Origin of the sequence: Bacillus sp. UNC125MFCrub1.1, assembly GCF_000701305.1 — a bacterium.
GTDB classification, from domain to species: domain Bacteria; phylum Bacillota; class Bacilli; order Bacillales; family Bacillaceae; genus Bacillus; species Bacillus altitudinis.
In genome coordinates, this window is the sequence record NZ_JNIG01000009.1 from 474,104 (window position 1) to 499,058 (window position 24,955).

28 protein-coding genes and 1 pseudogene are annotated in these 24,955 nt (G+C 39.0%); 2 read left to right on the forward strand and 27 right to left on the reverse strand.

What is annotated here, in order from left to right:
• Window positions 1-54: 54 nt before the first annotated feature.
• The 23 genes and pseudogenes from secA to N521_RS02795 form a co-directional block, all read right to left on the reverse strand.
• A complete protein-coding gene (secA, locus tag N521_RS02690) occupies window positions 55-2,580 on the reverse strand; it encodes a preprotein translocase subunit SecA (RefSeq protein ID WP_008348240.1) in 2,526 nt (841 codons plus the stop codon).
• A 198-nt stretch (window positions 2,581-2,778) separates the two neighbouring features.
• A complete protein-coding gene (gene hpf, locus N521_RS02695; protein ID WP_007499992.1) occupies window positions 2,779-3,342 on the reverse strand; it encodes a ribosome hibernation-promoting factor, HPF/YfiA family in 564 nt (187 codons plus the stop codon).
• A gap of 189 nt (window positions 3,343-3,531) precedes the next feature.
• The gene (locus N521_RS02700; RefSeq protein WP_035389663.1) at window positions 3,532-5,217 is read right to left on the reverse strand and encodes a methyl-accepting chemotaxis protein; all 1,686 of its coding nucleotides are present in this window, start codon (window positions 5,215-5,217) and stop codon (window positions 3,532-3,534) included.
• Window positions 5,218-5,250: 33 nt separating this feature from the next.
• Window positions 5,251-5,631: a DUF8042 domain-containing protein gene (locus tag N521_RS02705; protein ID WP_008348244.1), complete on the reverse strand. Its 381-nt coding sequence runs from the start codon at window positions 5,629-5,631 to the stop codon at window positions 5,251-5,253.
• A gap of 13 nt (window positions 5,632-5,644) precedes the next feature.
• Complete coding sequence (locus N521_RS02710) at window positions 5,645-5,986, reverse strand: flagellar protein FliT (protein ID WP_008348246.1); 342 nt, start codon at window positions 5,984-5,986, stop codon at window positions 5,645-5,647.
• Entirely contained in the window at window positions 5,983-6,387 is a 405-nt protein-coding gene (gene fliS, locus N521_RS02715; RefSeq protein WP_008348247.1) for a flagellar export chaperone FliS, read from the reverse strand. Before fliS ends, N521_RS02710 begins: the two co-directional genes overlap by 4 nt.
• Before the next feature lie 17 nt (window positions 6,388-6,404).
• Window positions 6,405-7,931, reverse strand: a complete 1,527-nt coding sequence (locus N521_RS02720; protein WP_017357869.1) for a flagellar hook-associated protein 2 — start codon at window positions 7,929-7,931, stop codon at window positions 6,405-6,407.
• A 20-nt stretch (window positions 7,932-7,951) separates the two neighbouring features.
• Window positions 7,952-8,293 carry a flagellar protein FlaG gene (gene flaG / locus N521_RS02725; RefSeq protein ID WP_007499987.1) on the reverse strand — a complete coding sequence of 114 codons (342 nt, stop codon included), beginning with the start codon at window positions 8,291-8,293 and terminating at the stop codon, window positions 7,952-7,954.
• A gap of 153 nt (window positions 8,294-8,446) precedes the next feature.
• Window positions 8,447-8,671 carry a carbon storage regulator CsrA gene (gene csrA / locus N521_RS02730; protein ID WP_008348252.1) on the reverse strand — a complete coding sequence of 75 codons (225 nt, stop codon included), beginning with the start codon at window positions 8,669-8,671 and terminating at the stop codon, window positions 8,447-8,449.
• The gene (gene fliW / locus N521_RS02735) at window positions 8,665-9,099 is read right to left on the reverse strand and encodes a flagellar assembly protein FliW (RefSeq protein ID WP_007499985.1); all 435 of its coding nucleotides are present in this window, start codon (window positions 9,097-9,099) and stop codon (window positions 8,665-8,667) included. The genes csrA and fliW overlap by 7 nt, the downstream gene beginning before the upstream one ends.
• Window positions 9,100-9,127: 28 nt before the next feature.
• On the reverse strand, window positions 9,128-9,706 hold the full coding sequence (locus N521_RS02740) for a DUF6470 family protein (protein ID WP_035389666.1): 579 nt from the start codon (window positions 9,704-9,706) through the stop codon (window positions 9,128-9,130).
• A gap of 46 nt (window positions 9,707-9,752) precedes the next feature.
• A complete protein-coding gene (flgL, locus tag N521_RS02745; protein WP_017368141.1) occupies window positions 9,753-10,664 on the reverse strand; it encodes a flagellar hook-associated protein FlgL in 912 nt (303 codons plus the stop codon).
• An 8-nt stretch (window positions 10,665-10,672) separates the two neighbouring features.
• Window positions 10,673-12,193 (reverse strand): flagellar hook-associated protein FlgK, encoded by a 1,521-nt coding sequence (gene flgK / locus N521_RS02750; RefSeq protein ID WP_017368142.1) that lies wholly within the window; start codon window positions 12,191-12,193, stop codon window positions 10,673-10,675.
• Window positions 12,194-12,208: 15 nt separating this feature from the next.
• The gene (locus tag N521_RS02755) at window positions 12,209-12,691 is read right to left on the reverse strand and encodes a flagellar protein FlgN (RefSeq protein ID WP_007499977.1); all 483 of its coding nucleotides are present in this window, start codon (window positions 12,689-12,691) and stop codon (window positions 12,209-12,211) included.
• 18 nt (window positions 12,692-12,709) lie between these two features.
• Window positions 12,710-12,973 (reverse strand): flagellar biosynthesis anti-sigma factor FlgM, encoded by a 264-nt coding sequence (flgM, locus tag N521_RS02760; protein WP_003213252.1) that lies wholly within the window; start codon window positions 12,971-12,973, stop codon window positions 12,710-12,712.
• A gap of 79 nt (window positions 12,974-13,052) precedes the next feature.
• The gene (locus tag N521_RS02765; protein ID WP_017357864.1) at window positions 13,053-13,472 is read right to left on the reverse strand and encodes a TIGR03826 family flagellar region protein; all 420 of its coding nucleotides are present in this window, start codon (window positions 13,470-13,472) and stop codon (window positions 13,053-13,055) included.
• Window positions 13,473-13,528: 56 nt separating this feature from the next.
• The gene (locus tag N521_RS02770; protein WP_035390201.1) at window positions 13,529-13,996 is read right to left on the reverse strand and encodes a ComF family protein; all 468 of its coding nucleotides are present in this window, start codon (window positions 13,994-13,996) and stop codon (window positions 13,529-13,531) included.
• Between the two features lie 51 nt (window positions 13,997-14,047).
• Window positions 14,048-14,251: pseudogene (locus tag N521_RS19865) on the reverse strand (hypothetical protein); the annotation flags it as partial.
• Entirely contained in the window at window positions 14,212-14,505 is a 294-nt protein-coding gene (locus N521_RS02775; RefSeq protein ID WP_017357862.1) for a late competence protein ComFB, read from the reverse strand. The gene N521_RS02775 and the pseudogene N521_RS19865, both read right to left, overlap by 40 nt.
• A gap of 64 nt (window positions 14,506-14,569) precedes the next feature.
• A complete protein-coding gene (locus tag N521_RS02780) occupies window positions 14,570-15,949 on the reverse strand; it encodes an ATP-dependent helicase ComFA (RefSeq protein ID WP_155924089.1) in 1,380 nt (459 codons plus the stop codon).
• 119 nt (window positions 15,950-16,068) lie between these two features.
• A complete protein-coding gene (locus tag N521_RS02785) occupies window positions 16,069-16,911 on the reverse strand; it encodes a DegV family protein (RefSeq protein WP_035389670.1) in 843 nt (280 codons plus the stop codon).
• A 211-nt stretch (window positions 16,912-17,122) separates the two neighbouring features.
• On the reverse strand, window positions 17,123-17,812 hold the full coding sequence (degU, locus tag N521_RS02790) for a two-component system response regulator DegU (RefSeq protein ID WP_008348273.1): 690 nt from the start codon (window positions 17,810-17,812) through the stop codon (window positions 17,123-17,125).
• A 64-nt stretch (window positions 17,813-17,876) separates the two neighbouring features.
• The gene (locus N521_RS02795) at window positions 17,877-19,052 is read right to left on the reverse strand and encodes a two-component sensor histidine kinase DegS (RefSeq protein WP_035389673.1); all 1,176 of its coding nucleotides are present in this window, start codon (window positions 19,050-19,052) and stop codon (window positions 17,877-17,879) included.
• A gap of 221 nt (window positions 19,053-19,273) precedes the next feature.
• Between N521_RS02795 and N521_RS02800 the strand changes: the two genes are divergently transcribed.
• Entirely contained in the window at window positions 19,274-19,942 is a 669-nt protein-coding gene (locus N521_RS02800; RefSeq protein ID WP_017357860.1) for a YigZ family protein, read from the forward strand.
• Window positions 19,927-21,018 carry an LCP family protein gene (locus N521_RS02805; RefSeq protein WP_025208065.1) on the forward strand — a complete coding sequence of 364 codons (1,092 nt, stop codon included), beginning with the start codon at window positions 19,927-19,929 and terminating at the stop codon, window positions 21,016-21,018. The genes N521_RS02800 and N521_RS02805 overlap by 16 nt, the downstream gene beginning before the upstream one ends.
• Window positions 21,019-21,056: 38 nt before the next feature.
• Here N521_RS02805 and N521_RS02810 read toward each other — a convergent pair whose 3' ends face one another.
• The 4 genes from N521_RS02810 to tuaF all read right to left on the reverse strand — a co-directional run bounded on the left by N521_RS02810 (window position 21,057) and on the right by tuaF (window position 24,932).
• On the reverse strand, window positions 21,057-22,124 hold the full coding sequence (locus tag N521_RS02810; protein ID WP_007499956.1) for a glycosyltransferase family 4 protein: 1,068 nt from the start codon (window positions 22,122-22,124) through the stop codon (window positions 21,057-21,059).
• A 134-nt stretch (window positions 22,125-22,258) separates the two neighbouring features.
• Window positions 22,259-23,506 (reverse strand): teichuronic acid biosynthesis protein TuaH, encoded by a 1,248-nt coding sequence (tuaH, locus tag N521_RS02815; RefSeq protein ID WP_051632364.1) that lies wholly within the window; start codon window positions 23,504-23,506, stop codon window positions 22,259-22,261.
• Window positions 23,475-24,230: a teichuronic acid biosynthesis protein TuaG gene (gene tuaG, locus N521_RS02820; RefSeq protein ID WP_008348281.1), complete on the reverse strand. Its 756-nt coding sequence runs from the start codon at window positions 24,228-24,230 to the stop codon at window positions 23,475-23,477. Before tuaG ends, tuaH begins: the two co-directional genes overlap by 32 nt.
• A 24-nt stretch (window positions 24,231-24,254) precedes the next feature.
• Window positions 24,255-24,932 (reverse strand): teichuronic acid biosynthesis protein TuaF, encoded by a 678-nt coding sequence (tuaF, locus tag N521_RS02825; protein WP_035389676.1) that lies wholly within the window; start codon window positions 24,930-24,932, stop codon window positions 24,255-24,257.
• Window positions 24,933-24,955: the final 23 nt, after the last annotated feature.

A 24,955-nucleotide genomic window follows, 5' to 3' on the forward strand; every position in this document is an offset into this window, starting at 1 on the left:
TAGATGTATGGGGGCTGACATGAATAGAAAGAGGTTTTCACCTCTTTCCATTACTTATTCTGTCTTCCCATGACAATTTTTATATTTCTTGCCGCTTCCGCAGTGACATGGTGAGTTTCTTCCGATATCCACCACTTTACGCACCGGCTTTTTTTTCACTGTTTTCTCCTCATCGCCTTCTTGAGGCTGATGAGCAGTTGTTTGTCCTTGAACGACTTCTTCACGTTCTAGGTTGTTTTGGATTTCTGATTTTAGCACATATTTAGCGACGTCATCTTCAATTGAAGCGACCATATGCTCAAACATCGCAAATCCTTCCATTTGATACTCACGAAGCGGATTGGTTTGTGCATATGCACGTAAATGGATTCCTTGACGCAACTGATCCATTGCATCGATATGATCCATCCACTTCGAATCTACTGCACGAAGAACGATGACTTTTTCAAATTCACGCATTTGTTCATCGCCAAATGTCTCTTCTTTTGCATCATATTTCTCTTTAATCCGCTCCATGATGAATTCGGTGATCTCATCTGCTTCTTTACCGAAGATATCTTTGACCGAAATGGCACCTTCATCTAAATAGTTCGTGTTGATTAATTCAACAAGACCATCTAGTTTCCATTCTTCTGGAAGTTCTTCTTTCGGCGTGTAAGATCCAACAGCCCGCTCAATAGACGATTGAATCATATTGATCACAATCGATTTCAAGTTATCAGAATCGATGACTTCAAAACGCTGTTTGTAAATGACTTCACGCTGTTGACGAAGAACATCATCATATTGCAGAAGCTGCTTACGGGAATCAAAGTTATTCCCCTCAACACGTTTTTGAGAAGATTCAACAGCTTTTGAGACCATTTTACTTTGAATTGGAGTAGAGTCATCCATACCGAATCGATCAAGCATCGCCATTGTCCGCTCTGCACCAAATCGGCGCATCAATTCATCTTCCATTGAGAGATAGAATTGAGTAATCCCTGGGTCTCCTTGACGACCAGAACGACCACGGAGCTGGTTATCGATACGGCGTGATTCATGACGCTCTGTCCCAATAACAGCAAGACCGCCTAGTTCTTTCACACCTTCGCCAAGCTTGATGTCTGTTCCACGTCCCGCCATGTTTGTCGCAATTGTGACGGCACCTTTTTGTCCAGCTTCCTCAATAATTTGTGCTTCACGCTCATGGTTTTTCGCGTTTAACACTTGATGTGGGATGCCTTTATTTTTAAGCAGTTTTGAAATTAATTCAGATGTCTCAACCGCAACAGTTCCGACAAGGACCGGCTGTCCTGTCATATAACGCTGTGCGACGTCTTCAGCTACTGCTTTAAATTTGCCATCCATCGTGCGGTAAATTAAATCAGGTCTGTCATCACGCACAACCGGTTTATTGGTTGGGATTGTGACAACCTGCATATTGTAAATGTTACGGAATTCCTCTTCTTCCGTTTTCGCTGTACCTGTCATACCAGATAGCTTTTCATACATACGGAAGTAGTTCTGGAACGTAATGGTTGCAAGTGTCATGCTTTCATTCTGCACTTCAAGACCTTCTTTTGCTTCAATGGCTTGGTGCAGACCTTCACTATAGCGGCGTCCTTTCATTAAACGTCCTGTGAAGGAGTCAACGATGACGACTTGGCCATCTTCCACAACATAATCAACATCTTTTTGCATCGCAACATGCGCCTTAAGAGCCTGCGCGATATGGTGGTTAAGAGCGACATGTTTGACATCAAACAAGTTCTCAATGCCGAATGCTTTTTCCGCCTTCGTCATTCCGCTTTCCGTCAGCTGTACACTTTTTGTTTTAATATCATAAGTGAAATCGTCTTCTATTTTTAACGTACGAACAAAGGCATTTGCTTGTACGTAAAGTTTCGTCGATTTTGCAGCTTGTCCAGAAATAATAAGAGGTGTTCTCGCTTCATCAATTAAGATGGAGTCAACTTCATCGATGACGGCATAATGAAGTGGTCTTTGAACCATTTGCTCTTTATACAGCACCATGTTATCTCGTAAATAATCAAAGCCAAGCTCATTGTTTGTTGAATACGTGATATCAGCAGCGTACGCTTCTCTTTTTTCATCTTTGTCTAAACTGTTTAAGTTCAAGCCAACCGTTAATCCAAGAAATTCGAAAATCTTGCCCATTTCCTGTGCATCACGGCTTGCCAAATATTCGTTGACTGTTACAATGTGCACGCCTTTCCCAGAAAGAGCATTCAAATAAACAGGCATCGTTGATGTCAACGTTTTACCTTCACCTGTTTTCATCTCAGAGATATTCCCTTCATGTAGGGCAATCCCCCCCATGAGCTGCACCTTAAATGGGAACATTCCTGTCACGCGGCGGGAAGCCTCACGAACCGTTGCAAACGCTTCAACCAAAAGGTCGTCTACAGATTGTCCTTTTTCAAGTTTTTCTTTAAATTCGATCGTTTTATTTCGTAAAGCCTCGTCAGATAATTTCTCAAAATCTTGAGCGAGAGCTTCGATTTCATTTGCCTTTTTTTCATATCGGCTGATCGTACGTTTCGTAGGATCAAACACTTTGTTTAAGATTCCAAGCATATAATAACGCTCCTCTATTTCATGCAATTTTTCGGCATGTCCAAAAGTTTGACAGGTCCATATTTACCTGCATTTATCATACCATACCTTCCTTGATTTCCAAAGAATTTGCAATGATTTAGCACAAAAAACCCGCCCCTTATGAAGGGAACGGGTTTACTTTTTTTAGGTCATTTTCGGATCAAAAGGAACGGATGATTAAGCGTTCGGCTCAATGAGTCCATATTTACCGTCATTTCGGCGGTATACCACATTGGTCAAATTTGTCTCAGCATTTGTGAAGACAAAGAAACTGTGACCTAACATGTTCATTTGAAGAATGGCCTCTTCGCTATCCATTGGTTTTAAATTGAAGCGTTTTTGTCTGACGATTTCTGTTTCATCAATTTCTTCGTCATCTTGAACTGCTACTTCAGAAGCACCGTTTCCTCCAGCAAATAAATGCTTTTTCGCACCTTGCTCACGGAATTTACGGTTCACTTTCGTTTTATGTTTTCTAATTTGACGTTCTAATTTACTGGTTGCTAGGTCTACTGCATTGTACATATCCTCATTATGCACCTCTGCTCGAAGTGCTAGATCAGTCATTGGAATGGTAACCTCAACTTTAGATTCTTGATCGTTGTAAAATTTCAAGTTCACGTTGACTGAAGCATCAACATCTGACTCAAAATAACGCTCCAACTTTCCAATTTTTTTCTCGACATGATCTCTTAGTGCAGGTGTTACTTCGATGTTTTCTCCTCGGACATTGTAATTCATGTAAAGAACGCCTCCTTTAAAATTAAGGATATGTAAACTTATTTCTACTTTTCCCTCCTTTTCTCCTGCTCAAACGTAAAAAAAATGTGAATTTTTATTGAAATTTGTCGAATCCTGCGGTGCTTCAGCTTTTACTTGATAGGTGATGAATATATATTCGATTGATTCTTGAAAAAGACCATGGCGCTGTTAAATCTTGAAAGATGAAATAGATGTTTTCAGTGATTGAGACAAAGTTTTTAAATCTTCCGCTGCTGCTTTCATTTCCTCATTCGCTGCTAGTGATTCTTCAACAGCCGCCGACATGTACTCTGTTTCCTCAGAATTCCGCTTAGCACCTTCTTCAATAACACCAATTGTTTGAGAAATTTCTTCTGTACTAGCTGAGATTTGCTCTGTCGTAGCAGAAAGCTCCTCTGCTTTCATCGAGATATCACGTATGGATTCCAGAATTTCTTGGAAGCTCTGTTCAGACAATTGCGATACTTTCACACCTTCTGCTACATCTCGTTCCACTTTCGTCATAGATTGAGACGATCTTTCAGTATCTTTGTTCACGTTGGCGAGTAACTGACTAATTTGATCAGTCAGTTGACTTGATTCTTCTGCCAGCTTTCTGACTTCATCTGCAACAACCGCAAAACCTCGTCCATGTTCCCCAGCCCTTGCTGCTTCAATGGCTGCGTTTAAAGCAAGTAAATTTGTCTGATCTGCAATGGCATGAATATTCCCCAGCAGGTCTTGAATGCCGGTAAACTGTACTTGTACATTGGCCATTGTAGAATGATGTTCATTCACAGATTCCTTAATAGAACTCATTTGTTTCACAAATTGTTGAATGAGGGATGCGCCCTCTTCAGCCTTTTCAGTCACTGAAATTGAGTGACCCGAAACATCAGACGTATGTTCAGCCGCATTATGCATACCAGTCGAAACTTCTTGAATTGAAGAAGCTACTTTTCCTACTGCATCCGATTGTTCACGTGAAGCTTCACTGACCTGTTCAATCGAGCTAGACGTCTGTTCACTAGCCGATATGGTTTGACTGATGGTTTCTTCAAATTGAGTAGCTGAATCGGCTAATTGCCTTGACCCGTTTTGCACCTGTAAGATGAGCTGACGCAAATGAGCAGTCATTTGGTTAAAAGCTGTACCGAGCTGGCCAATTTCATTTTTAGAGGTCACTTCAACCTCTTCAAGTGTGAGGTCACCATCTGCCATTCTTCTTGCTGCATGTGTGACAGAGACAATCGGTTTTGTCATACGATGAACAAACCTTGTGCCAATGACTAAAAAGCCGACTATAATCGCTGCGCTAACGAGAATGAGTGTCAGCAATAATTGGTTACTTTCTTCATTGAGCTGACTGATTTTTTGATCACGCTGTTTCAATTGTGTTTGAGCAAATTCTTTTGTAAAAGTATGTATTTCTTGTTCGATAGGTTGTAATTCTTGACTGAGGCGGGTGTTGAATTCTTTTTGATTGTTGGTATTCAATGAGATAAATAGCCTTTTCGTGGATTCATAGTAAAGCTCATTCTTCTGAGAAATCTTTTCTAACAATTTTTTTGCTTGTTTGACTGTACTCAGTTTTAAAGCATCACCTGTTTTTTTATTAATATCAACATAGGTATCTTCAATATTTTGTGAGACTTTCCTATCCTGCACAACCACATACGTTTTAATTTGTGCTTCCTGTTTTTGCAGCAGTGCTTCTAATTCCAGCGAGGTCTGGTACAGCTTCACTTCTTTGGTGAGGAGTGCTTTATACGATTGATCTGTTTTGTAGTAGATAAAGCTAGAAAATCCTAAAATACTGACAAACAATATACATATGACAATAAGCCCAAATAAAAATTGATTTTTTAGTCTCATAAATTCCTCCGAATGGTCTGAATTGAACAAAAATTAATGAATGACATACGGCCTCATACAGGCATGTATTTCATCCATCCACTTTCTATATTCAGGTATAAAATACGATGTAAGGAATGATTGGAAGTGATTTGAAGGGAATGTATAGAAAGCTAGTATATCGAAACTTAAAAAAATTTGGTCAAACGATCGAATCGTCTTGGCAAAGTGCTCATTTTCAATAATTGAAAGAAGAAGCGGGTGTGTTGTCTCTAAATGAAAGAAGGCATGGATCAGATCATTAAAGATCCGATCCCCTTCTGTTTTAGCGAAATCCTTCTCAATTTCATCTAAATATTTTAGACTCTCTTCTATCGTATATAGAAGGTCATAATATGTGGTTAATAAAATATAGTCATCTGAACGATACGCCACAGGTCTCACCTATTTATTTCCGTTTATCGTAGTATACGCCGTCACTTGTCATGGGCTGATACGGATTTTGATAATTCAGCTGTTTTGTTTTCTTACGTTGAATGGCTTGTATATCTGCCTTGATCCCATTTTGAATTTCCGTTAATTGCTTGGCCATCAGTTGATCTGTTTGAATGATTTCTTTGATTTTCTCTTTTTCTTGAACGGAAAGCTCATGTTGAATGTCTCTCATTAGTTCGTCTCTCTCAACTAAAAAAGCATCAAAGTCTTCAACGAGTGTTTCGCTTTGCGGGTTGGCCTCTATTTCCGCTGCCATTTTTAACGTTTGGTCATGCAGTTGGTCCACAATACTCATAGAGATCCCCCAATAGAGTGGTGACGCCCTTTTCGATCGGTTTGAATGACTTCCTTCCAAGCATCTCGGAAATCAGTCACATATTGCTCTACTTCATTCAGGATCTCTTCGTCATTTTGCAGATTGGCTTCAATCAGTCTTCGATAGATGTAGTCATACATACTTGCCATGCTCTTTGATACATCATACGTACGATTTAAGGTAACATTTAATTCTTGGATGATGTTTTGAGCCTTTTTCAGGTTCAAGTTTCTCATTTCAGCATCTTCTTTTTGAATGCCATGCTTTGCTAGTCTAATAAACTTTAAGCATCCTTCATAAAGCATAAGCGTTAACTCGGCCGGTGTTGCGGTCTCAATAGAATTTTTCTGATAGGCGGCATAAGGGTTCTGAATTGCCATATGTTATAAACCTCCAATTATTGTCCAAGCAGTTGAGAAAGATAGCCAGATTGGTTGTTTAGCTTTTGAATCGCACTATCCATGGCGTTAAACTTTTTGTAGTAACGAGCTTCCACTAATTTTAAACGATCTTGGAATGTATCCATTCGTTTTGTCAAAGAATCTAAATCCTTACCAAGTCCATATTCTTTTAGCTCCATTGTTGTACTACCAGCTTTTGTTTGAATACTCTTCGTGAAGGCTGATAAGGAATTTTTGACGCGATAGATGATTCCTTGTTCTTTATATTGCTGCTGTGCTTTGTCTTTGTCTTTAGAATCAACATTTAAAGAACCAGAGATAAACATTTGTCTTACCTTTTCTGGGTCTTCTTCAATGGCTTTTTTTAATTTCTCTACTCCATTAATATTAATTAATTCAAGCTTCCCGCCATCTTTATACGAGGATGAAGTAGAAATACCGATTTGTGTCATGTGAATTTTATTCCCATCACTTGTCGTAATATCAGCATAAAAATCACTTCTTATTTTAGAGGCACCAGCTCGTAAAATAGAATCACTTCTCAGTAAGCCAGACTTAGCGGTTGTTTCCCATAACTCAATTTCTTTTTCAGACATGGCTTTTTTCTCTTCAGCCGTTAATGGTTGATAGTCTCTATTTCGCTTTTCATTCACTTTACCATTGACCAGTTCAACGAGTTCGTTGTATTTATCAACAAATTGTTTAATTTTATCAAAGATGGCATCGACATCTGTTGAAACGTTCAAGCTGACAGGCTTATCTGTTGTTCCTTTCAGCTCATATGTGATACCAGCCTGCGTGAAGGTATTATTGTTATTTTCCATTTTGAGACCATTAATTTCGTATTGCGCTTTCTGCCCTTGAGTAGTCGCAACTAATTTATTATCTCCATCCACTTGGAAGCCTAATTGCGTTAAAAATGAAGCGGAATTGCCATCTGCTGCCTTAATACTGACACCTTCACCAGTCGTACGCGAAGTCAGAGCGATCGTATCTACGTAGTTGGTTCCATCAAAGATCTGGCCTTTATAAGCCGTGACACCTAGTTGAGCATTGTTCAATTTTGACACGATTGAATCAAGGGTATCTGTATCAGTTGTATTAATGGTCACTGTTTTAGGTGTTGTAGAATCTGGTGTCGTCACCTCAAACGTGAACGTACCGTTTGCAGCAGTAAATCCAGATGTGCCAGAAGATTTGAATACGGATGCTGTCGCTAGTTGGGTCACATTAATCGAGCCAGAGGTAGCATTTGTTGAGCCAGTTGCTGTGACAGCAGATTCATTGGAGCTGGTGACCTTTTTTGCGCCATAAGTACTCGGATATGTTAAATTTAGTTTGGCAATGAGATCATCTAATTCTTTGACCTTTGAATTGACCTCGCGGTAGCTGTCTCTTTGCCATTCAAGTGTTTGTTTCTGTCGTGTCATTTTATCAAGTGGTGCTTGCTCAGTTTTCATTAGCTTTGAGACGATTTCATCAATATCAAATACATTTGAAAATCCAGTAATTCGATTAACCATGGTTTATGTTCTCCCTTCAATTACATTCTTTTATCGACAAATAAACCGACAATTTCTGTCATTGCCGCATAGAAATCAAGCCATTCTTTGGAAGGAATCTCTCTAATGACTTCTTCGGTTTGGTTATCTACGACTTTGACATAATATTCATTGAGTTTTTCATGCAATTCAAATTGAAGATGAAATTGAGTAGGTTCAATCAGCTTATTTGCTCCTTGAAGCGTTTTCTCAATTTCTTCTTTTGAAACGACTTTTCCATTTGCTTGTAAATCAGTGTTTGCATTGTCATTTTGATGATTCGTAACACGGGTTTGAAATGCATCAATCAGTGGCTCTAGCGAAGTCAACTTACCAACAGACATAGTTATTCAGCTCCTGTGCTTTAATCTATCTTTTATATCGGCTTTGAATTATTAAATTAAATATAGATGGACCGATTTGTTAAAGTTTCATATAGATGGTGTACTTCTACGGTTTCACACGGAGGAGGATCGACAAATAGGATAAAAAAATCCTCACTTTTTTTGTGAGGATAATTGAGAAAGTAAATCGAAGGACAAGCTAGCAGCACGGCTGTTTTCTTCTTGAATAGACAGGTATACTTCCTTCCTGTGAATATCAATATGCTTAGGAGCCTCAATTCCGACTTTTACTTGATCGCCTTCGATCGCAATAATTTTGACTTCAATATCGTCGCCTATTTGAATCGATTGATTTAATTTACGAGATAGAACTAACATGAGGAAGCCACCTCTAGCAAATGTTTTGTATGATAGGCTGAATCATGCAAAATGACCTGCTTGGCTTTCATGTTTTTCCGATTTACAATAATAGGCGCTCTTAAATTGGCTGTCGTTTTTTCAATAGAAGATCCCATTGTTAAAATAACCATGACTTCCACATCATTGGCATCTTCCACCCCAAGAATGTCTACAACCGATTCTTCTAAGTCAAATTCATATTGATTGAAGAACAAAAATGGGCTGCTGACAATAAAGCCTAGTTCCGCATTTTCCAAAGATTGGAGAACTAAAAATGGGGATTCCTCTGATAAAGGTAAAATGACAAATTGTTTTTGATCCAGAAATCCTGGTATCCCATTAGAGAAGTGAATGATTTGCTCCTCTTTAATCGTCACTTCACCATGGTATTTTGTTTGAATGATCATAATTCACGACCTTTTTCATTTTTCTTAACTATACCTTATCACCATTTTGACCTGTTTCGTCAACTTCTATTTTTAATTCTGGGTATTGTAACATATCAATATGAACTTTACCTGGCTGGTAGTTAACAATTGGTTTATGAGGTGTTGCCTCTATAATAGCTTTTTGCGGCTCCACATTAATTTTAAGTTCAGATGGCTCATAATGAATTTTCACACTAAAAAATGAAGGAATCACACCGATGTTGAATTGTTTTGCTGGAGGACTGCCATTGATTTTCGCAAACTCAGCAATCGCATTCCCACCATTCTCGATCTTGATGAGTTCACTTCCTTCTTCCGCTCTACGCCCCATTCCTTCTCCAATCGCACGTTTCCCCTCAGCAGCCCATTCCTCTGAACGTCTAAAAATCGATTTAATATCCATATCGGCAAATGCCTCGGTTTGATCTATGGTTAATTTCGACGGTGTCCTTGTGATATTCATGACAGCTCTTGGCTGCTGAATCTCAAGCTCGGCTCTTGGCTGCTCTACTTCTTGCTTGGAAGGGGTTGTCGACATTTGCAGCTTTGCATAACTTTGCTCTATTAACAATCTAGGGATTTGCATAGGTTCACCTCCATGATGCAAAAAAGCACCCAACGGATGCTTTTTCTTATCTTAAGAAATCGACAAGGGATGGCTGAATCACTTTAGCTGTCGTCGCTAAAGCAGCTCTATTCACAGTCTCTTGTTGAAGAAGATCAAGAATGGCTTTTTCACTTTCTACATCTTCGGCATCTGATTTAGCCTTTTTCAGCACTTCAAATTGCGAAGTCAAACGGCTTCCGACTAAGTCGATACGATTAGATCTAGCCCCAAGGTCTGAACGCTCAGCACTCATCACTTCTTTAAACTGATCGATATTTCCTAATGCATCATCAGAATTTGTAAACGTTCCATTTTTTAATGAGTTTTCTAAATCAGTCAGCATTTCAATGACATTTTGACCACTGGCAGATTGCCCACCAAAAGCTGAAAGAGGATTTGAATTCACATTTAATGTGATTCCATCAGAAATGTTCGATTGAACCACGTTTGCATCTGTATAGTTTTCAAAGTTAAATGTAAACGTACCATCTGCATTCTCTACAACTGGTTTAACATTTGTATTCGTCCCATTAAAAACAAACTTACCTAACATCTGCGTGTTCATTGCATCAATGATTTGATTCTTCATCTGACCAATTTCCACTCCGATAGCAGCTAAATCTTCTGGCTGTTTTGTTCCATTGGCTGCATCGAGTACTTTATCTCGTATATTTGACATGATATCAATTATTTCAGTGACACTTGTTTCAGATGTATCAATCCAGTTTCGTGCCTCATTTAAATTAGTTTGGTATTGCTCATTTCGAAACATGGCTGTACTATACTGAAGACTTTTCACTGCTGCAACAGGATCATCAGACGTTTTTGTGAAACGTTTTCCAGACTGTGCCTGCTCATTAATTTTAGAGAGTTTTTCATAACTTTTACTAATATTTCGAAGTGAATTTTGAGAAATCATACCTTGCGTGACTCGCATCAGTTACCCTACCTTCCTACGACTCCCATGCCGTTTATTATTTTATCTAATACTTCGTCTTGTAACGTCATAATTCTTGCAGCTGCATTATACGCATGCTGAAATTGGATCATGTTCGTCATTTCTTCATCAATAGATACAGAACTAGTTGACATCCTGCGTTCATTGGCTGAATTCACAAGAGCTGCTGAACTGCTTTCAAGGGTCATGTTCTTTTTAGCTTGTATCCCCATTTCGGCAATGACATTCTGATAGTAATCCTGAATCGTTGTGGTAGTTCCGCCGATTGGCAGCTTTAAGTTTTGAATATTAGCTAATTTCGTAGCATTCGAACCATCACCTTGCGTTTGATTAAGAGATGCAGCAATGTTATCTGTCGATGCTAAAATCACGTCACTCACTTTGATACGTGCTGCCAAGCCTTTATTCAAATCATTGTTATTCTCAATATCGAAAAAGTCTTGTCCACTTGTGCCGTTTAACGTGTACCCTTGCTTATGGACATCGTTAAAAGTATCCATAAATACTTTTGCTACTTCATCCAGCTCAGCAAGCATATCTGGGTACATGCCTTTTTCAGCTCCATTAGACATGTAGCCATACGCCTCAACAAGTGCTTTTACTTTACCATTCACTTGTAATTGATCAGCTGCGATGGTTGTCGTTCCAAATTGGAGTGAGTTAACAAGTCCTGTCGTATTATCATAGGAAAGTTGTAATTCAGATTTTTCATTGGTAATGCCATTTAAAATTGTACCAGCAGATTGTCCATTAGCACCGATAATGTCGATGTTAACGGTTCCTTCAGCAATTTCCAGAGCATTTCCTCCAGAAGGGTTGTAGCTCACTTTAATATCAACAAGTGAGGAAAGCTGATCTATAAGAGCGTCTCGGGTATCATAAAGATCATTGGGAAGATAACCATTTGGCTCAACTGTTGCAATCTGTTTATTCACTTCATCAATTTGAGTTAATAGGGTGTTCACATTTTTTGCCGTTGAATCGAGTTCAGTTTTCAAATTCTTTTGTATCGTTGTTAAAGAAGAATTTAGCAGGCGGAATTGATCTACTAAAGCCTGAGCACTTGTCTTAACAACTGTACGGGCTGAAGCAGTATCAGCATTTTTCGATTCTGATAAGACTTGTAATGATTTCCAGAGATTATCAAAGGCTCTATTCAAGCCTTCATCTGTCAAATCATTCATCACTCCTTCCATTTGTGAAAGAGCATCAGACTTCGTCGCATAATAAGACAAGTTATTGTTATGATCTCTATACTGAAGATCTAAAAAGCTGTCTCGAATTCTTTCAACAGTTCCAACTTGGACACCTGTCCCCATTTGGCCGTATGTCTTGCCATCATAAACTGAAATCACTGGGTAAGGATTCTCTGCTTTAAAGGTAACTCTCTGTCTTGAGTAGCCATCAGTATTTGCATTGGATACGTTGTTTGATGTGACATACAGCCCTGCACGCTGGGCTGTGATTCCTCTTTTTGCCGTTTCTAGTCCCATGAATGTAGAACCCATAGATATCCTCCTTGTTTACGCCTTTGAATCAAACAAAGCCCTATGCTGTTTAGGCTTTGAACTCTCAAGACCATTTTGTCCGTAATTCATATTTTCTTTGTTAGGATTCACAAGATCGAATGTCAGTGAAATAAATTGAAGTGACTGCTGAATAAGCTGTTTGTTCAGTTCGTTTACATCTTTCAGTTCCACCATGATGTCATTCAGCTTCTCATATAACGAAATAAGCTCTTCTTGATCCGTTCCTGTAGCTTTTTCGATACATGCGGTGATTGTCGGCGATTGATCACTTTGTAAAAATTGAACTGCTGCTTCAATCCGCTTTTCTTCTAATTGTGAAATGGCCTGAATATATTTTTGCTCAAGGTTCAGAACCTCTGAAAGAGCATCGATCTCGTTATTTTTCAGCATTTCTGTTTTATTCTTAGACAGCTTTAGAAGCTGTTCATGTAATCCGTAGAGACGGTGCAGTTCTTCAATCATTATTTTTACTGACATTCACGCTACTCCCTTTTGTTATTGTTGTTTATAAAAATTCAGCATTTTATCTGCAATGCCTTTTGTATCTACTTGATATGTTCCGGCTTCAATACTTTTTTTAATTTGGTCTATTTTATCTTGACGTTCTTTCATGATATTCGGCACCTTTTGCATTTCGATTGCCTTTTTAGAAATTTCGACTTTGTCAGTTGATTTTGCTTGATTCGATTGCAACGTTTGTTTCTCATATGTTTTCTTGTAAGGATTTACTGGTTGTGTTCCATATCGATTAATTTTCACGGGATTCCTCTCGCTTTCCGTTACAGTCTGTCTTGATTCTATCCATTTTATCGACCAAACTGCAACTTAGTTTAGGGAATCAGTCGTTTTTAGGATTAATGGCATAATAGGTGTCTTTTTTCCTAGATTCAATCTCCCTTTTACGCTCTTCTTCTTGGTCCATTTGGCTGATTTGCGTCTTTATATCCTTTTCACAATGGCTACACAGCTTGTTTTTCCTGATCGGTTGGCCGCATCTTTCACAAGGATAATTGATATTCGGGAATTGACTAATTTGAAGTCTTTTCAAACGGATAAATTTCAGGATTAATTCTTCATCAACTTCTGTTGCGTCTACTATTTCAGCAATGGTTGATTGTCTATTACTTTGCTTACGCAAGAATTTATAAACGATATCAAAAGAACGTTCTTCTTCTTCAAAGCATTTGTTACAAACCGTTTGGATGGTGGTTTTTAAAAATAACTGATTACATTGTGGACAGTTTGCCAATTGATTCATAACCAAAACCCCTTACGTTATTTTCTTTTCTTAATATCGGTTGATTGTCATGATTTTTAACTACGAATCAACGTAAAAGAGGAAACACTTTTGGCGCCTGCTTCTTTTAAAATTTTTGCTGCATGATAGACTGTCGCCCCAGTTGTATAAATGTCATCGATTAATACGACATCCTTTAGAACGATCGGGTTTGACTGCCTTAATTGGAACAAATTCTGTTGATGTAAACGTTCATTTTTTCTTTTCTTAGACTGCTTACTTTGATGTACTTTTATAAGTGGCTCCAATATAGGTCCGCCAATCATGGAAGCAAGCATCATTGACTGATTGAATCCTCTTTCCTTTAATCTCTCTTTACTCAAAGGAATTGGGACAAGCACCGGTTCTTTGATTGAAAAAGAACGTTTAAACGCTGACTGTACATCTTTTTTAAATAGATCAGCTAAAGCCGTATCACCTCGAAATTTAAATCGAGCTAGAATATCTTTCATAAAGTCGTTGTAAGCATAAACAGACCGATTCATTACAAGAATCTCAGCAAAATCCCGTCGTTTATTCCATCTTGAACAATCTTGACACAATTGATCATTTGATTGCGCTCTTCCGCATTTGGGACAAGTAGGACCTTGAATCTTCACCAGGTGGTTCTTACATGCTACACATAAACGATCTTCATTTAATAGTAGGAATGATTTCCATGTAAAAGCAGCCACAAAATGGCTCTCACAAATTGGACAAATCAATGCTTTTCTTTGTTCAACGGCAAATGATTTTCGCACCTTGGATATGTAGTGACCGTTGAAGCAGCTTCTGTCAGAATGACGAGCATCGCTGTATTTTTCTGTTTATCCACCATCTCGGATTTACTGTAGGATATTTTATCGATATCTGTTATATATTGCGGTTTCACTTGATTTAGAGAAATGGCTAATACATCTTCTATACATTTTTCACAATGACAAATCATGTTTAATTGGTTGAGATATTGATAGAGAATTTCTTTAAGTAGTATTTCTTTTGCGTTGAGTAGCATATTTTGTCTCTCCTGCCATTTGTGTTTTGTGAATATAATGTACCATGTTTTAGTTGAACCCACACTATTTTTCAGAAAACTCTTTTTCAGCTGTATTATTCATTTTTACGATATGTTTCTTTGCTTGTTTCATACTTCTCGTTAAACCAAAATGAAAAAAGTACACGTCTCCGTTAAAAAAATCTGGATGTCTCCCTGCTCTACCAGAAATTTGAACAAGTGCACTTTCTGTAAAAATAGGAGATTCCGCACCTAATACGCCCACTTGAACATCTTGAATGGTAACGCCTCTTTCTAGAATAGTTGTTGTAACCAATACATCGTATCTATGATCTCTGAAATGCTGGACTTTTTGCTTCCTTTCTTGATCATCCGCAGAAACACCCTGTACATTTACATCTTGACCTTGAAGAATATGAGTTACCTTCTTCATAGTAGAAATAGAAGGAACAAAGAGTAACACTCTTTTTTTCTTTGTGATATGTTCATGCAGCCAGTTCATTGTAGATGCTGGAAGCCGATTTCTTTTTAATCTCTTTTTCCAATCTCCAACCCATTGAAATGTTGGGACAGGTAACGGTTTTTGGTGGAAGCGCAGAGGAATTTTGATCGCTTCTAATTGTCTACGAGCAACATCTTTTTGCATTTTTTTAGATGGTGTGGCACTTAAGTAAATTCTAACTCCTGTTTTTTTCATTGACTTTAAAACAGCAAACTGAAGCCGTTCATCGATTGAATAAGGAAAAGCATCGACTTCGTCTACAATGAGGACATCAAAGGCGTTTTTATATCTCATTAGCTGATGGGTTGTAGCGATCATAAGCGGCGCCATTTGAAATCTTTGAGAACTCCCGCCATAAAGTGCAGCTATATTCAGTCCTTGAAATGCCTTTCTCATTCGAGGTTCAAGCTCAAGTACAACATCGGTTCTAGGCGTCGCAATACAAACACTCATTCCGTTATTTAGCGCATATTTTATTCCATGAAAAAGCACCTCCGTTTTCCCCGCACCACAAACAGCCCAAACGAGCAGATCAAATTTGTTTTGGATTGCTTCTACTAGCCTATCGGACGCTCTCTTTTGCCCTTTAGAAAGCTCTCCCTGCCATGTTAATTCAACTTGTCTTGTTTCTTTCTTTTGTGGACCCGTCCATTCGTAGAGAAAGCCACATTCGCTTACTTTTCCCAGCATGATGCAGGATCTACAGTATACACAGTCTTTTTTACATGTTTCACACGGAGAGAGGGCAAAGTAGCGCTTGTTTGATACACCGCACCGGCAGCAGATCAAACCACTCGCCAACCTATCGACTGCAGGTGTTCTATGGATAAATCCTTGATTCTCAAGCCACTCCAATTCGGACTGTGTACATTGACATTCAACAGGAAGAAGGTGCCTTGATTGTAGCTTGTGACTGAGTTCCATTGCTTTTTCCAGATTCAATTTCACGCACTACCTTTCCATTCATGTTGACCCATTATGTACAAAGAGAAGGCCTTTCGTCTAATTGTAAAAATAGAAAAACAAATCCCCTTTTCCATGAGAAAAGGGGATTTTGATATCTACCTAATGATCCAGCCAAGTGCTAAAGAGCCTTCGCCTAGATGAGTGCCAATCACGGCACCAAAGTAGCTTTTATAAAATTCAACATGAGGATACTTTTCTAATAAGTGCGCAATTAATTCATCTGCTTCTTCTTCTCTATTACCATGTATCAGAGTTGCTCTCATTGGAACACCACGTGATGCATCTTCATCAAATAATTCAAAAATACGTGAAATGGCTTTTTTGCGTGTACGAATCTTCTCAAAAGGGACAATTAGCTTGTTGTCAAAATGCAAGATAGGCTTTACCTTTAAGAGGCTTCCAATAAAAGCCTGAGCACCATTTAATCTGCCGCCACGTTGTAAATGAGTTAAATCGTCTACCATAAAATAAGCTCTTTGATTTTCTTTTAGATAATTGAGATGGGAAATCACTTCTTCTGGAGAAGCACCACCTTGGATTTTTTCAGCAGCTTCTAACACATAAAAACCTTGCGCCATACAGCTAGTCTCTGTATCAAACGGATAAATGTCGATTCCGTCAACTAGTTCATTCGCTGAGGCCGCACTATTGTATGTTCCACTAATTCCGCTTGACAGATGTATACTAATCACAGCATCATATGTTTCGCTAAGTTTTTCATATAATTCTATAAGTTCACCGAAAGCAGGCTGAGAGGTTGTTGGAAGATCTTTATGTTTCTTGACTTCTTCATAATATGTCTTCCAATCCATTTCTACTTCTTCACGGTATGATTCAGTACCAAAGATGACATTCAGAGGGATCATATGAATATGATGTTTATCACGTAGTTCTTTTGGTATATAAGCAGTACTGTCTGTTACAACGGCTATTTTCATTCTTAAATACCTTCCTTATCCGTTAAGTTGCTTTTTAAAAAAGAATGATCATTGTTTTTCACTAGATTTATAATACTAATCAAAAAAGCTTGCCTAATCAATAGGCAAGCCCGCTATATCCGAAAAAGACTCCTTACCTGCCTATCATTGCTCTCTAACTTGAATGTGAGAGAACTAAAAACAGGCGAAAAAGGAGTACTTGTCCGGAACATTATCTCATTTCTACCCAGCCGTTTTTAATTGCTACAACAACAGCTTGAGTACGGTCATTTACATTCATTTTTTGCAAAATGTTACTCACGTGGTTTTTGACTGTTTTCTCACTAATAAAGAGCGACTCACCAATACCTCTGTTGCTCTTTCCGTCAGCTAACATTTGAAGAACTTCACATTCACGTCTTGTTAAGATATGAAGTGGTCTGCGAATTTCAGGATATACCTCGTGCTGTGGATGTGCTGAAACGCCGCTTGTTGCTAAGCGTCGGAATTCATTTACTAAGTTATGAGTGACTTTCGGATGTAAATAAGAGCCTCCGTCAGCTACTACTTTTACTGCTTCAATGAGGGTATCTGCATCCATTTCTTTTAACAAGTAGCCTCTTGCTCCTGTTTTTAATGCGTGTGTCACATAGTTTTCATCGTCATGAATAGATAGGATAATGACTTTTGATTCGGGATAAAGCTCTACTAGCTGTTTTGTAGCCTCCACACCATTTACATTCGGCATATTAATGTCCATAATGACAACATCCGGATGATAGTGTTCTACGATACGTGCAGCTTCGTCACCGTCGTCTCCTTCTGCAACTACTTCAAAAGTAGGTTCAAAATCTAAAATCCGTTTGACACCTTCACGGAATAATTGGTGGTCATCGATAATTACAATATTTACTTTAGTCACAAGCTACGCCTCCCCATGTTTATTGTTCTACACCTGAACTTTATGGTCAATATGTCTTTTGTCTCTATTTTACAATTTTATTTTGTAATGTTAACGGTACTCTAATCATGACGAATGTCCCTAGACCTATTTTTGAGTCTATGGTCATTTTACCTTCTAGTAAGTCTACGCGCTCTTTCATACCTAGTAACCCAAAGGATTTGTTTTTATTTGTTTTAACATCCTTCATATCAAAGCCTTTTCCATCGTCTTTGATAATTAAGGTTACAAAGTCTTTCGTCACTTCAACCTTCACAGAGATTTCTTCAGCTTCAGAATGCTTTAAAGAGTTTGTGACAGCTTCTTGAGCTAGTCTAAATAGTGCCACTTCAAATTGAGAAGCAATTCTTTCGCTTTCTGTATCACCTATGCACTGGAACGTAATTTTGGTTTTTCCATCATATTCTTCAATTGTGTTTAAGTATTTTCGAAGTGTCGGAATGAGACCCAAATCATCTAAAGCCATCGGTCTTAAATCATAAATGATTCTTCTCACTTCGTACAGTGCATTTCGCACATTCTGCCTTAGACTTCTAATTTCTTTAAAGCCTTCTTCTGTTCCACGGTCTCTAAAAATCCGTTCAATTAGCTCTGAACGCATCATCACGTTTGCCAGCATCTGAGCAGGTCCATCATGGATTTCTCGTGATACCCTTTTGCGCTCTTCTTCTTGGGCTTCAATAATTCTTAGTCCAAAATCTTGTTTTGCCTGAGCATCTTCAAGTAAAACACCGACCTGACGTAAATCTTGGTTCAAGTAGTTGAGGACGACCGTGATCTGGCTCACAAGCGTTTCTGAACGTTCAATGACGTCTTGTAAGCTTAACAATCGTCTTTCGAGATCATCTCTTCTTTCCCTCAGCTGTTTTTCGCGCTGCTGGATCATGGTCAATTCTACTTGCAGGTTATGTGCTTTTTCATAGGCTTCTCGTATTTCTTCTTCGCTGAATTTGTTGAAGTTTCTGCTGACCTCAGATAATCGATTTCTAGCATGTCTCGTATGTACTTCTAGTTTATCCCCAAAATCAATTACTTCGTTGACTTGCTGTTTAATTTGCTTAAGCTCTTCTACCAGGCTTTCATATTGTTGACGGGACTGTTCGCCGATTCTAAATACTTCGTCCTTACTGCCATCAACTGTACTTAGCATTTTCATGATGATTGAATCCAATAACTTCGGATCCATTTTAGGTGTTGTCATGGCTTTTCCCTCCCGTAACAGTGATGTCATCTTTTTTTATTATAAATGTCATTGATCTGCATTTTATGTCGAATTATAATGAAAGAATGCGTATAAATCATGAAATTTTTATGACGACCCTTTTTCCGCTGCTATCATCATAACAAAATACGCTGTAAAATTCTAAAACCAATGCAAATTTTCTCTAGCCTTACAATTTGCTTGTCAGGAGGGTATGTCTTTTGCTGAACCGCTATCTCACAGTAAAAAGCCGTGGCGAGCATGAGATCGTCATTGAAAAATCACGTTTTATTTGTCATATACAACGTGCTGTCTCAGAAGAAGAAGCACAAGCCTTTATACAATCCATAAAAAAACAACATTGGAACGCCACTCATAATTGTTCCGCCTATTTGATCGGTGAACATGATCTGATTCAAAAAGCAAATGATGATGGTGAACCAAGCGGTACGGCAGGGGTACCAATGCTTGAAGTGCTAAAAAAACGCAAGCTGAAAGATACAGTTGTTGTCGTCACTCGTTATTTCGGCGGTATTAAGCTAGGTGCCGGTGGTTTAATTCGCGCGTACGGAAAATCTGTGTCTGAAGCAATTAATCATGTTGGTATGGTAGAACGCTGTTTAATGCGTACGATGCACACAACAATAGATTATACATGGCTTGGAAAGGTAGAGAATGAGCTTAGAGCCTCATCTTTTCAGCTAAAAGACATCCATTATGCAGAAGATGTGATTTTTGAAACGTATGTAGAAGAAACACAAACAGAGCAGTTCATTGAATGGATGACTGAGTTGACTAATGGAAAGAGTGTTACTAAAGAAGGCGAATTGATTTATTTAGAAAAGGACGTTGGTCCGATAAAGGAGACAGATGAATGGCACAACGAGTAAAAGTGCGTGTACGAAAGAAAAAGAGTAAGAAGAAAAAGATTTTCAAACGGATTCTGGTCTTATTTTTGCTTCTCTTCATCTGCATGGGCGGATTTGCAGTTTATAAGATTGTGAATACACTCCAAGCTGCTGACAAAACTTATGATGAATTAGAGCGCGGGGAGAAATCGAAACTCCGTGATGCTGTCATTGATATAAAGAAAAAACCTTTCTCTGTCCTATTTGTTGGTATAGAGGATTACGCCACAAATGGTGATCACGGCCGTTCAGATTCACTCATCGTCGCAACGATTAATCCTCAGGATAAAACGATGAAGATGGTCAGTATCCCCCGTGACACACGAGTACAGCTTGCTAGTGACACAACGGGAAATAAAGTAAAGATCAATGCGGCATTTGCTAAAGGTGGTAAAGACGAAACGATTGAAACTGTCGAACAATTCTTGCATATCCCAATTGACAAATATGCAACAGTGGACTTTGACGGTTTTAAGGATGTCATTGATGAAGTTGGGGGAATCGATATAGACGTTCCATTTGACTTCAATGAAAAAAGTGACGTCAAAAAATCGAAAAAGATTTACTTTAAAAAAGGGAATATGCATTTAAACGGGGAAGAGGCACTTGCTTACGCGCGAATGAGAAAACAAGATCCACGTGGTGATTTCGGGCGTAACGATCGTCAGAAACAAATCTTACGTGCCATGATTGATCAAATGGCGAAACCTCATAACATTGCAAACGTGGATAATATCGCAAAAGAAGTAAGTGATCATATAACAACCAACTTCCGCATCACAGAAGGACTTGCTCTACAGCAAATTTACAGTGGTTTCAAAGGAGACGATACTGAAACATTATCTATTAAAGGATCAGACCTTTATCTAGGACCAAATCGAACATACTTCTTTGAGCCAGATCAAACCAACTTGGCTGAGGTGCAAAATGAGTTAAGGACACATTTAAAGCTTCCTGCTGAGTCATCATCTGAAACAGATTCACAAACAAATCCAGCCTCTGGTGAAACAGGAACAACTGATACCACGACTCCTTCGAGCAATACAACAGGACAATAATAAAAACAGCCCGCCTTCCGAGGAACGGGCTGTTTTTATTATTGTCTTTTGACCATACGTTTGTAGAATTTCGTAAATGGTTTAAACTCTTCGTTCACCAAACCAGTGACTTCAGCAATAACTTGCATAAACATGACCAGTAAAAAGATGATGATCAATGACAGCCAAATGGTGGCACTTGTCAACAAAATTGCGCTTAAGCTGAAGACTAAGCCAATCATGTAAATCACAATCACTGCCATTCGATGAGATAAGCCAAAGGCCATCAGTCGATGATGGATGTGTGATTTGTCAGGTGCTGAGATAGGCTGTTTATTCAATATTCGTCTTATGATCGCAAAGGTCGTATCAAAAATAGGCACGCCTAAAATAATCACAGGGACAACAACACTAAACAAAGTAACACTTTTGTACAATCCTAAAAGTGACAGGACCGAGATCATATAGCCTAAAAATAACGAACCTGTATCACCCATAAATATTTTTGCTGGATGGAAGTTATAAAAAAGAAAACCGATGGTACTGCCAATGACGACAAGAGATAACGAAAGAATCAGGATCTTGTCCGCAGAAAATGCCATGACGGCAATCGTGGTTAAACCGATAACTGATATTCCGGCAGCCAGTCCATCTAATCCGTCAATTAAATTGATCGCATTTGTAATCCCAACAATCCATAGTACAGTCAGGGGATACGCCATCCATCCTAACTCCAGTCGATCTGTTAAGAAAGGAACAGAGAAAAAGTCCATTTTTAAGCCCGTGCTCACGATTAAGCAAGCAACGAGAACTTGCACAAGAAATTTAAATTTTGCACTTAAATTATATTTATCATCAAATATACCTAAAATGACGATGAGTACAGCGCCAACTGATATAGCTGTAATTTTATTATGTAGAAACAGCCCGCCTGCTAGTGCTCCAGCCGCTACCCCAATAAAAATCGCCAAACCGCCCATTCGAGGCATTACTCTATCATGAACTTTTCGTTTATTCGGCTGGTCCACTGCACCAATCTTAATTGCAAACTTTTTGACGATTGGTGTCACAATTAAAACTGTAGCCAGAGAGACAAAAAACGCTAATAAGGCGCGTTCGTAATCCATAGGTCAGTCTCCTTCTAAATTGAAATCTGTATTTTGTATATTGGCCGCTCTTTCCATTATACAATTGAATATAGGATGATCACAAGCTCCCCCTAAGAAGAAGAAACAAATAAAAACGCACAATCCTGAATGAATTATGCGTTTTCTTTAATATTCGTTAATTCCACCATGTTTGTGAACAGTGCGTGCCAATCTTTTTTCTTTGCCCGGCTTTGTCTTAGATGTCTGCATTTCATGTCATCTTTTTTACTGATCACTTTCTGGCAGGCTTCTACGAAGAGAGCTGGATCTTCGCCCTCTACATATTCATACACATCATTCTCTTTTAGCCTTTCCGTTGATGGAAGATTTAAACCAACAACAGGGATTCCGGCAGCTAAAAATTCATACAGCTTGAGCGGAAAAACCGCTTGATTGTAGGGAGACTGTTTGTATGGCATCATCCCTACATCAATTAATTTCATATAAGCAGGCACTTCTTCTGGTGCGACTGCTCCTGTCCATATGACATTGGGCAGTTTGAGTGCATGCTGAAAAGATGGATCTCCATTCGTTCCATCCGGACCAACAAATAAAAATGTCCAATCTGGCTGCATGCGAGCAGCTTGAGCGATCATGTCAAAATCGAGCTTCGGCTTGATCCCACCTATAAAGCCAAGAACCGTTCCCTCTCTTCCCTCTAGCACGTCTTCCCTGCTAGGGAGGTTGCTTTTTGCAAACACATCATACTCGACGCCATTTTCGACTGTAAAGACATCTTTCGGTTCACCCATGAGCCTTTTTTTGATTTGATCATGTAAGTATTGTGAAGAGCACGTAATGCTGTGTGCATATTTAATAATGCGGTTTTCTGCTTTTACAATGACTCGCTGTCTCATATAAGAGAGAATGTTGTTTTTTCCGCTGATGGGCTCTCCCCACAGGTCACTACAATCATACACAATATGTTTCCATTCAAATAAAGAAGATAAGAGCGGAAATCCCGGAAACGTATACCATAAACAGACGGCTATGCCCTGCTTTTCTTCTTGACGCAAATGCTCAAGAAGAGGAGATAATTTATGGAAATAAAACATATCTTGATAACGGCCAAAGCGAAAAAACTTGCTCTTGAGCACATCAGGAATGGTCATTTGCTTCATTCGATCCGTTATAGGCTGAAAGGGAGTTGAATGACGAGTGGAAGATGGGCATACCCAGATGACCTCTTTCGTTTCTGGATCAGATGCAAGAAATTCCGCCAGTCGATGCCGTCTGTACCTTAAGCCATCGTGGCCCCATTCTCCCGTTGCGACAATCACATGTATGATCGAGTCTGCTTTCACCTTTATCACCTTTTTTCCCTTCTGTTTATAAACGCTTTTTGACAGCATTTGTGGCATAGTGCATAAAACACCAAGATGCTTTCACAAAATGAAGCTGCTCAATTTCTCTATAGACAAACCATGTTTTTTTCGCTGCTTTCCACTTGTTACTAGAAATCGAGTTTCCCACGATGCGATATTCACTGAGCGGCTCACTCATTCCATAGGCAGTAAATCCTTTTTTTAAAATAGAGAGCCATGTGGCTAAGTCCTGCCTTGTTCGAATGTTTGGCATTTCCACGTGTCCTACTTGTTGAAGATCGAGCATCACCGTCAAACAGCCGATAATCGTATTTTTTAAAGCTTCATTGTAGTTCAACTGAGCCGGCGCTGTGACGGTTTTTTGTAACGGCTCTCCATTTTCTGAAATGATGTCATATGCCGTGAAAGTAAAGGCATGATCATTTTCTAACATAAACTTGACCTGCTTTTCGAGCTTTGTCTGTTTCCACATATCATCGCTATCTAAAAAAGCGATAAAGCGGCCTTTCGCCTGTTTGATGGCGGTGTTTCTAGCAATAGCGGCTCCCCCGTTTTCCTCTAAATAAATGACGTTGATTCTGTCGTCCGTCTGACTTAATTCCCCTAACAACTTCCTTGTGCCATCTGTTGAGCAATCATCTGCAATGATCAGCTCCCAGTTGGAATAGGTTTGGGCAAGGACGGAATGAACTGTATCCGTTAAATAACGTTCCGCATTATACGCCGGTGTAATAATTGATACTAACGGTTGATTGTTCACCTAAGACTCATCTCCAGTTCATCATTAAGATTCTTTGAACACTTCAGGTAACACCACAAACATAAGCGAGATGCTAAGGCCAATGACAAGTCCAAGCAGTGCTCGTTTTTTCGCTGACATCCCTTTGTTCCCTTCATCAAGCACTTGGGCAGGATCGACAATCTTTGCCTGCTTCATACCCAGCTTTGTCGATTCCAATTCATATAAAAATCGTTCTTTATCGACTTTGGAGTCATTGCTGACAGATTCATCTTCAAGAGCGGATAGTCTTCTTTCAATGACTTGCTGTCTTTTCGTAAATAAGGCTTTGTCCTGCTTTAAAAATGTATCTGACACTTGTTTCACTACCGCCAAAGCTCGAGCTTGATCAGCATCTGTAAACGACAACTGCAATTGTGTATCGGACTGGTTCGTGAGAATCAAACGATTTTTCACATCCTGCCTTTCTTCTTCCTTTACATCACGGAGTGCTTGATTCAGAAATGCATCACTTTTTAATAGAGATGTCACTTCTTCCATATTGTTATACACACCGTCGTCATATTTCCCAAGCGTCAAGGTCACAGCAGCTGTGTAACTTGACTGTTCTACTGTCCCCTTGGCAAAAAAGAAACCAAAAGCAGCCAATACAACGGGCAGCAGCACAAGCCATACGATATATTTTTTCATTCGCTTCCCTATTCTTAACATAAAACCAGACATGCTCATTCTCCCAACATTGACGT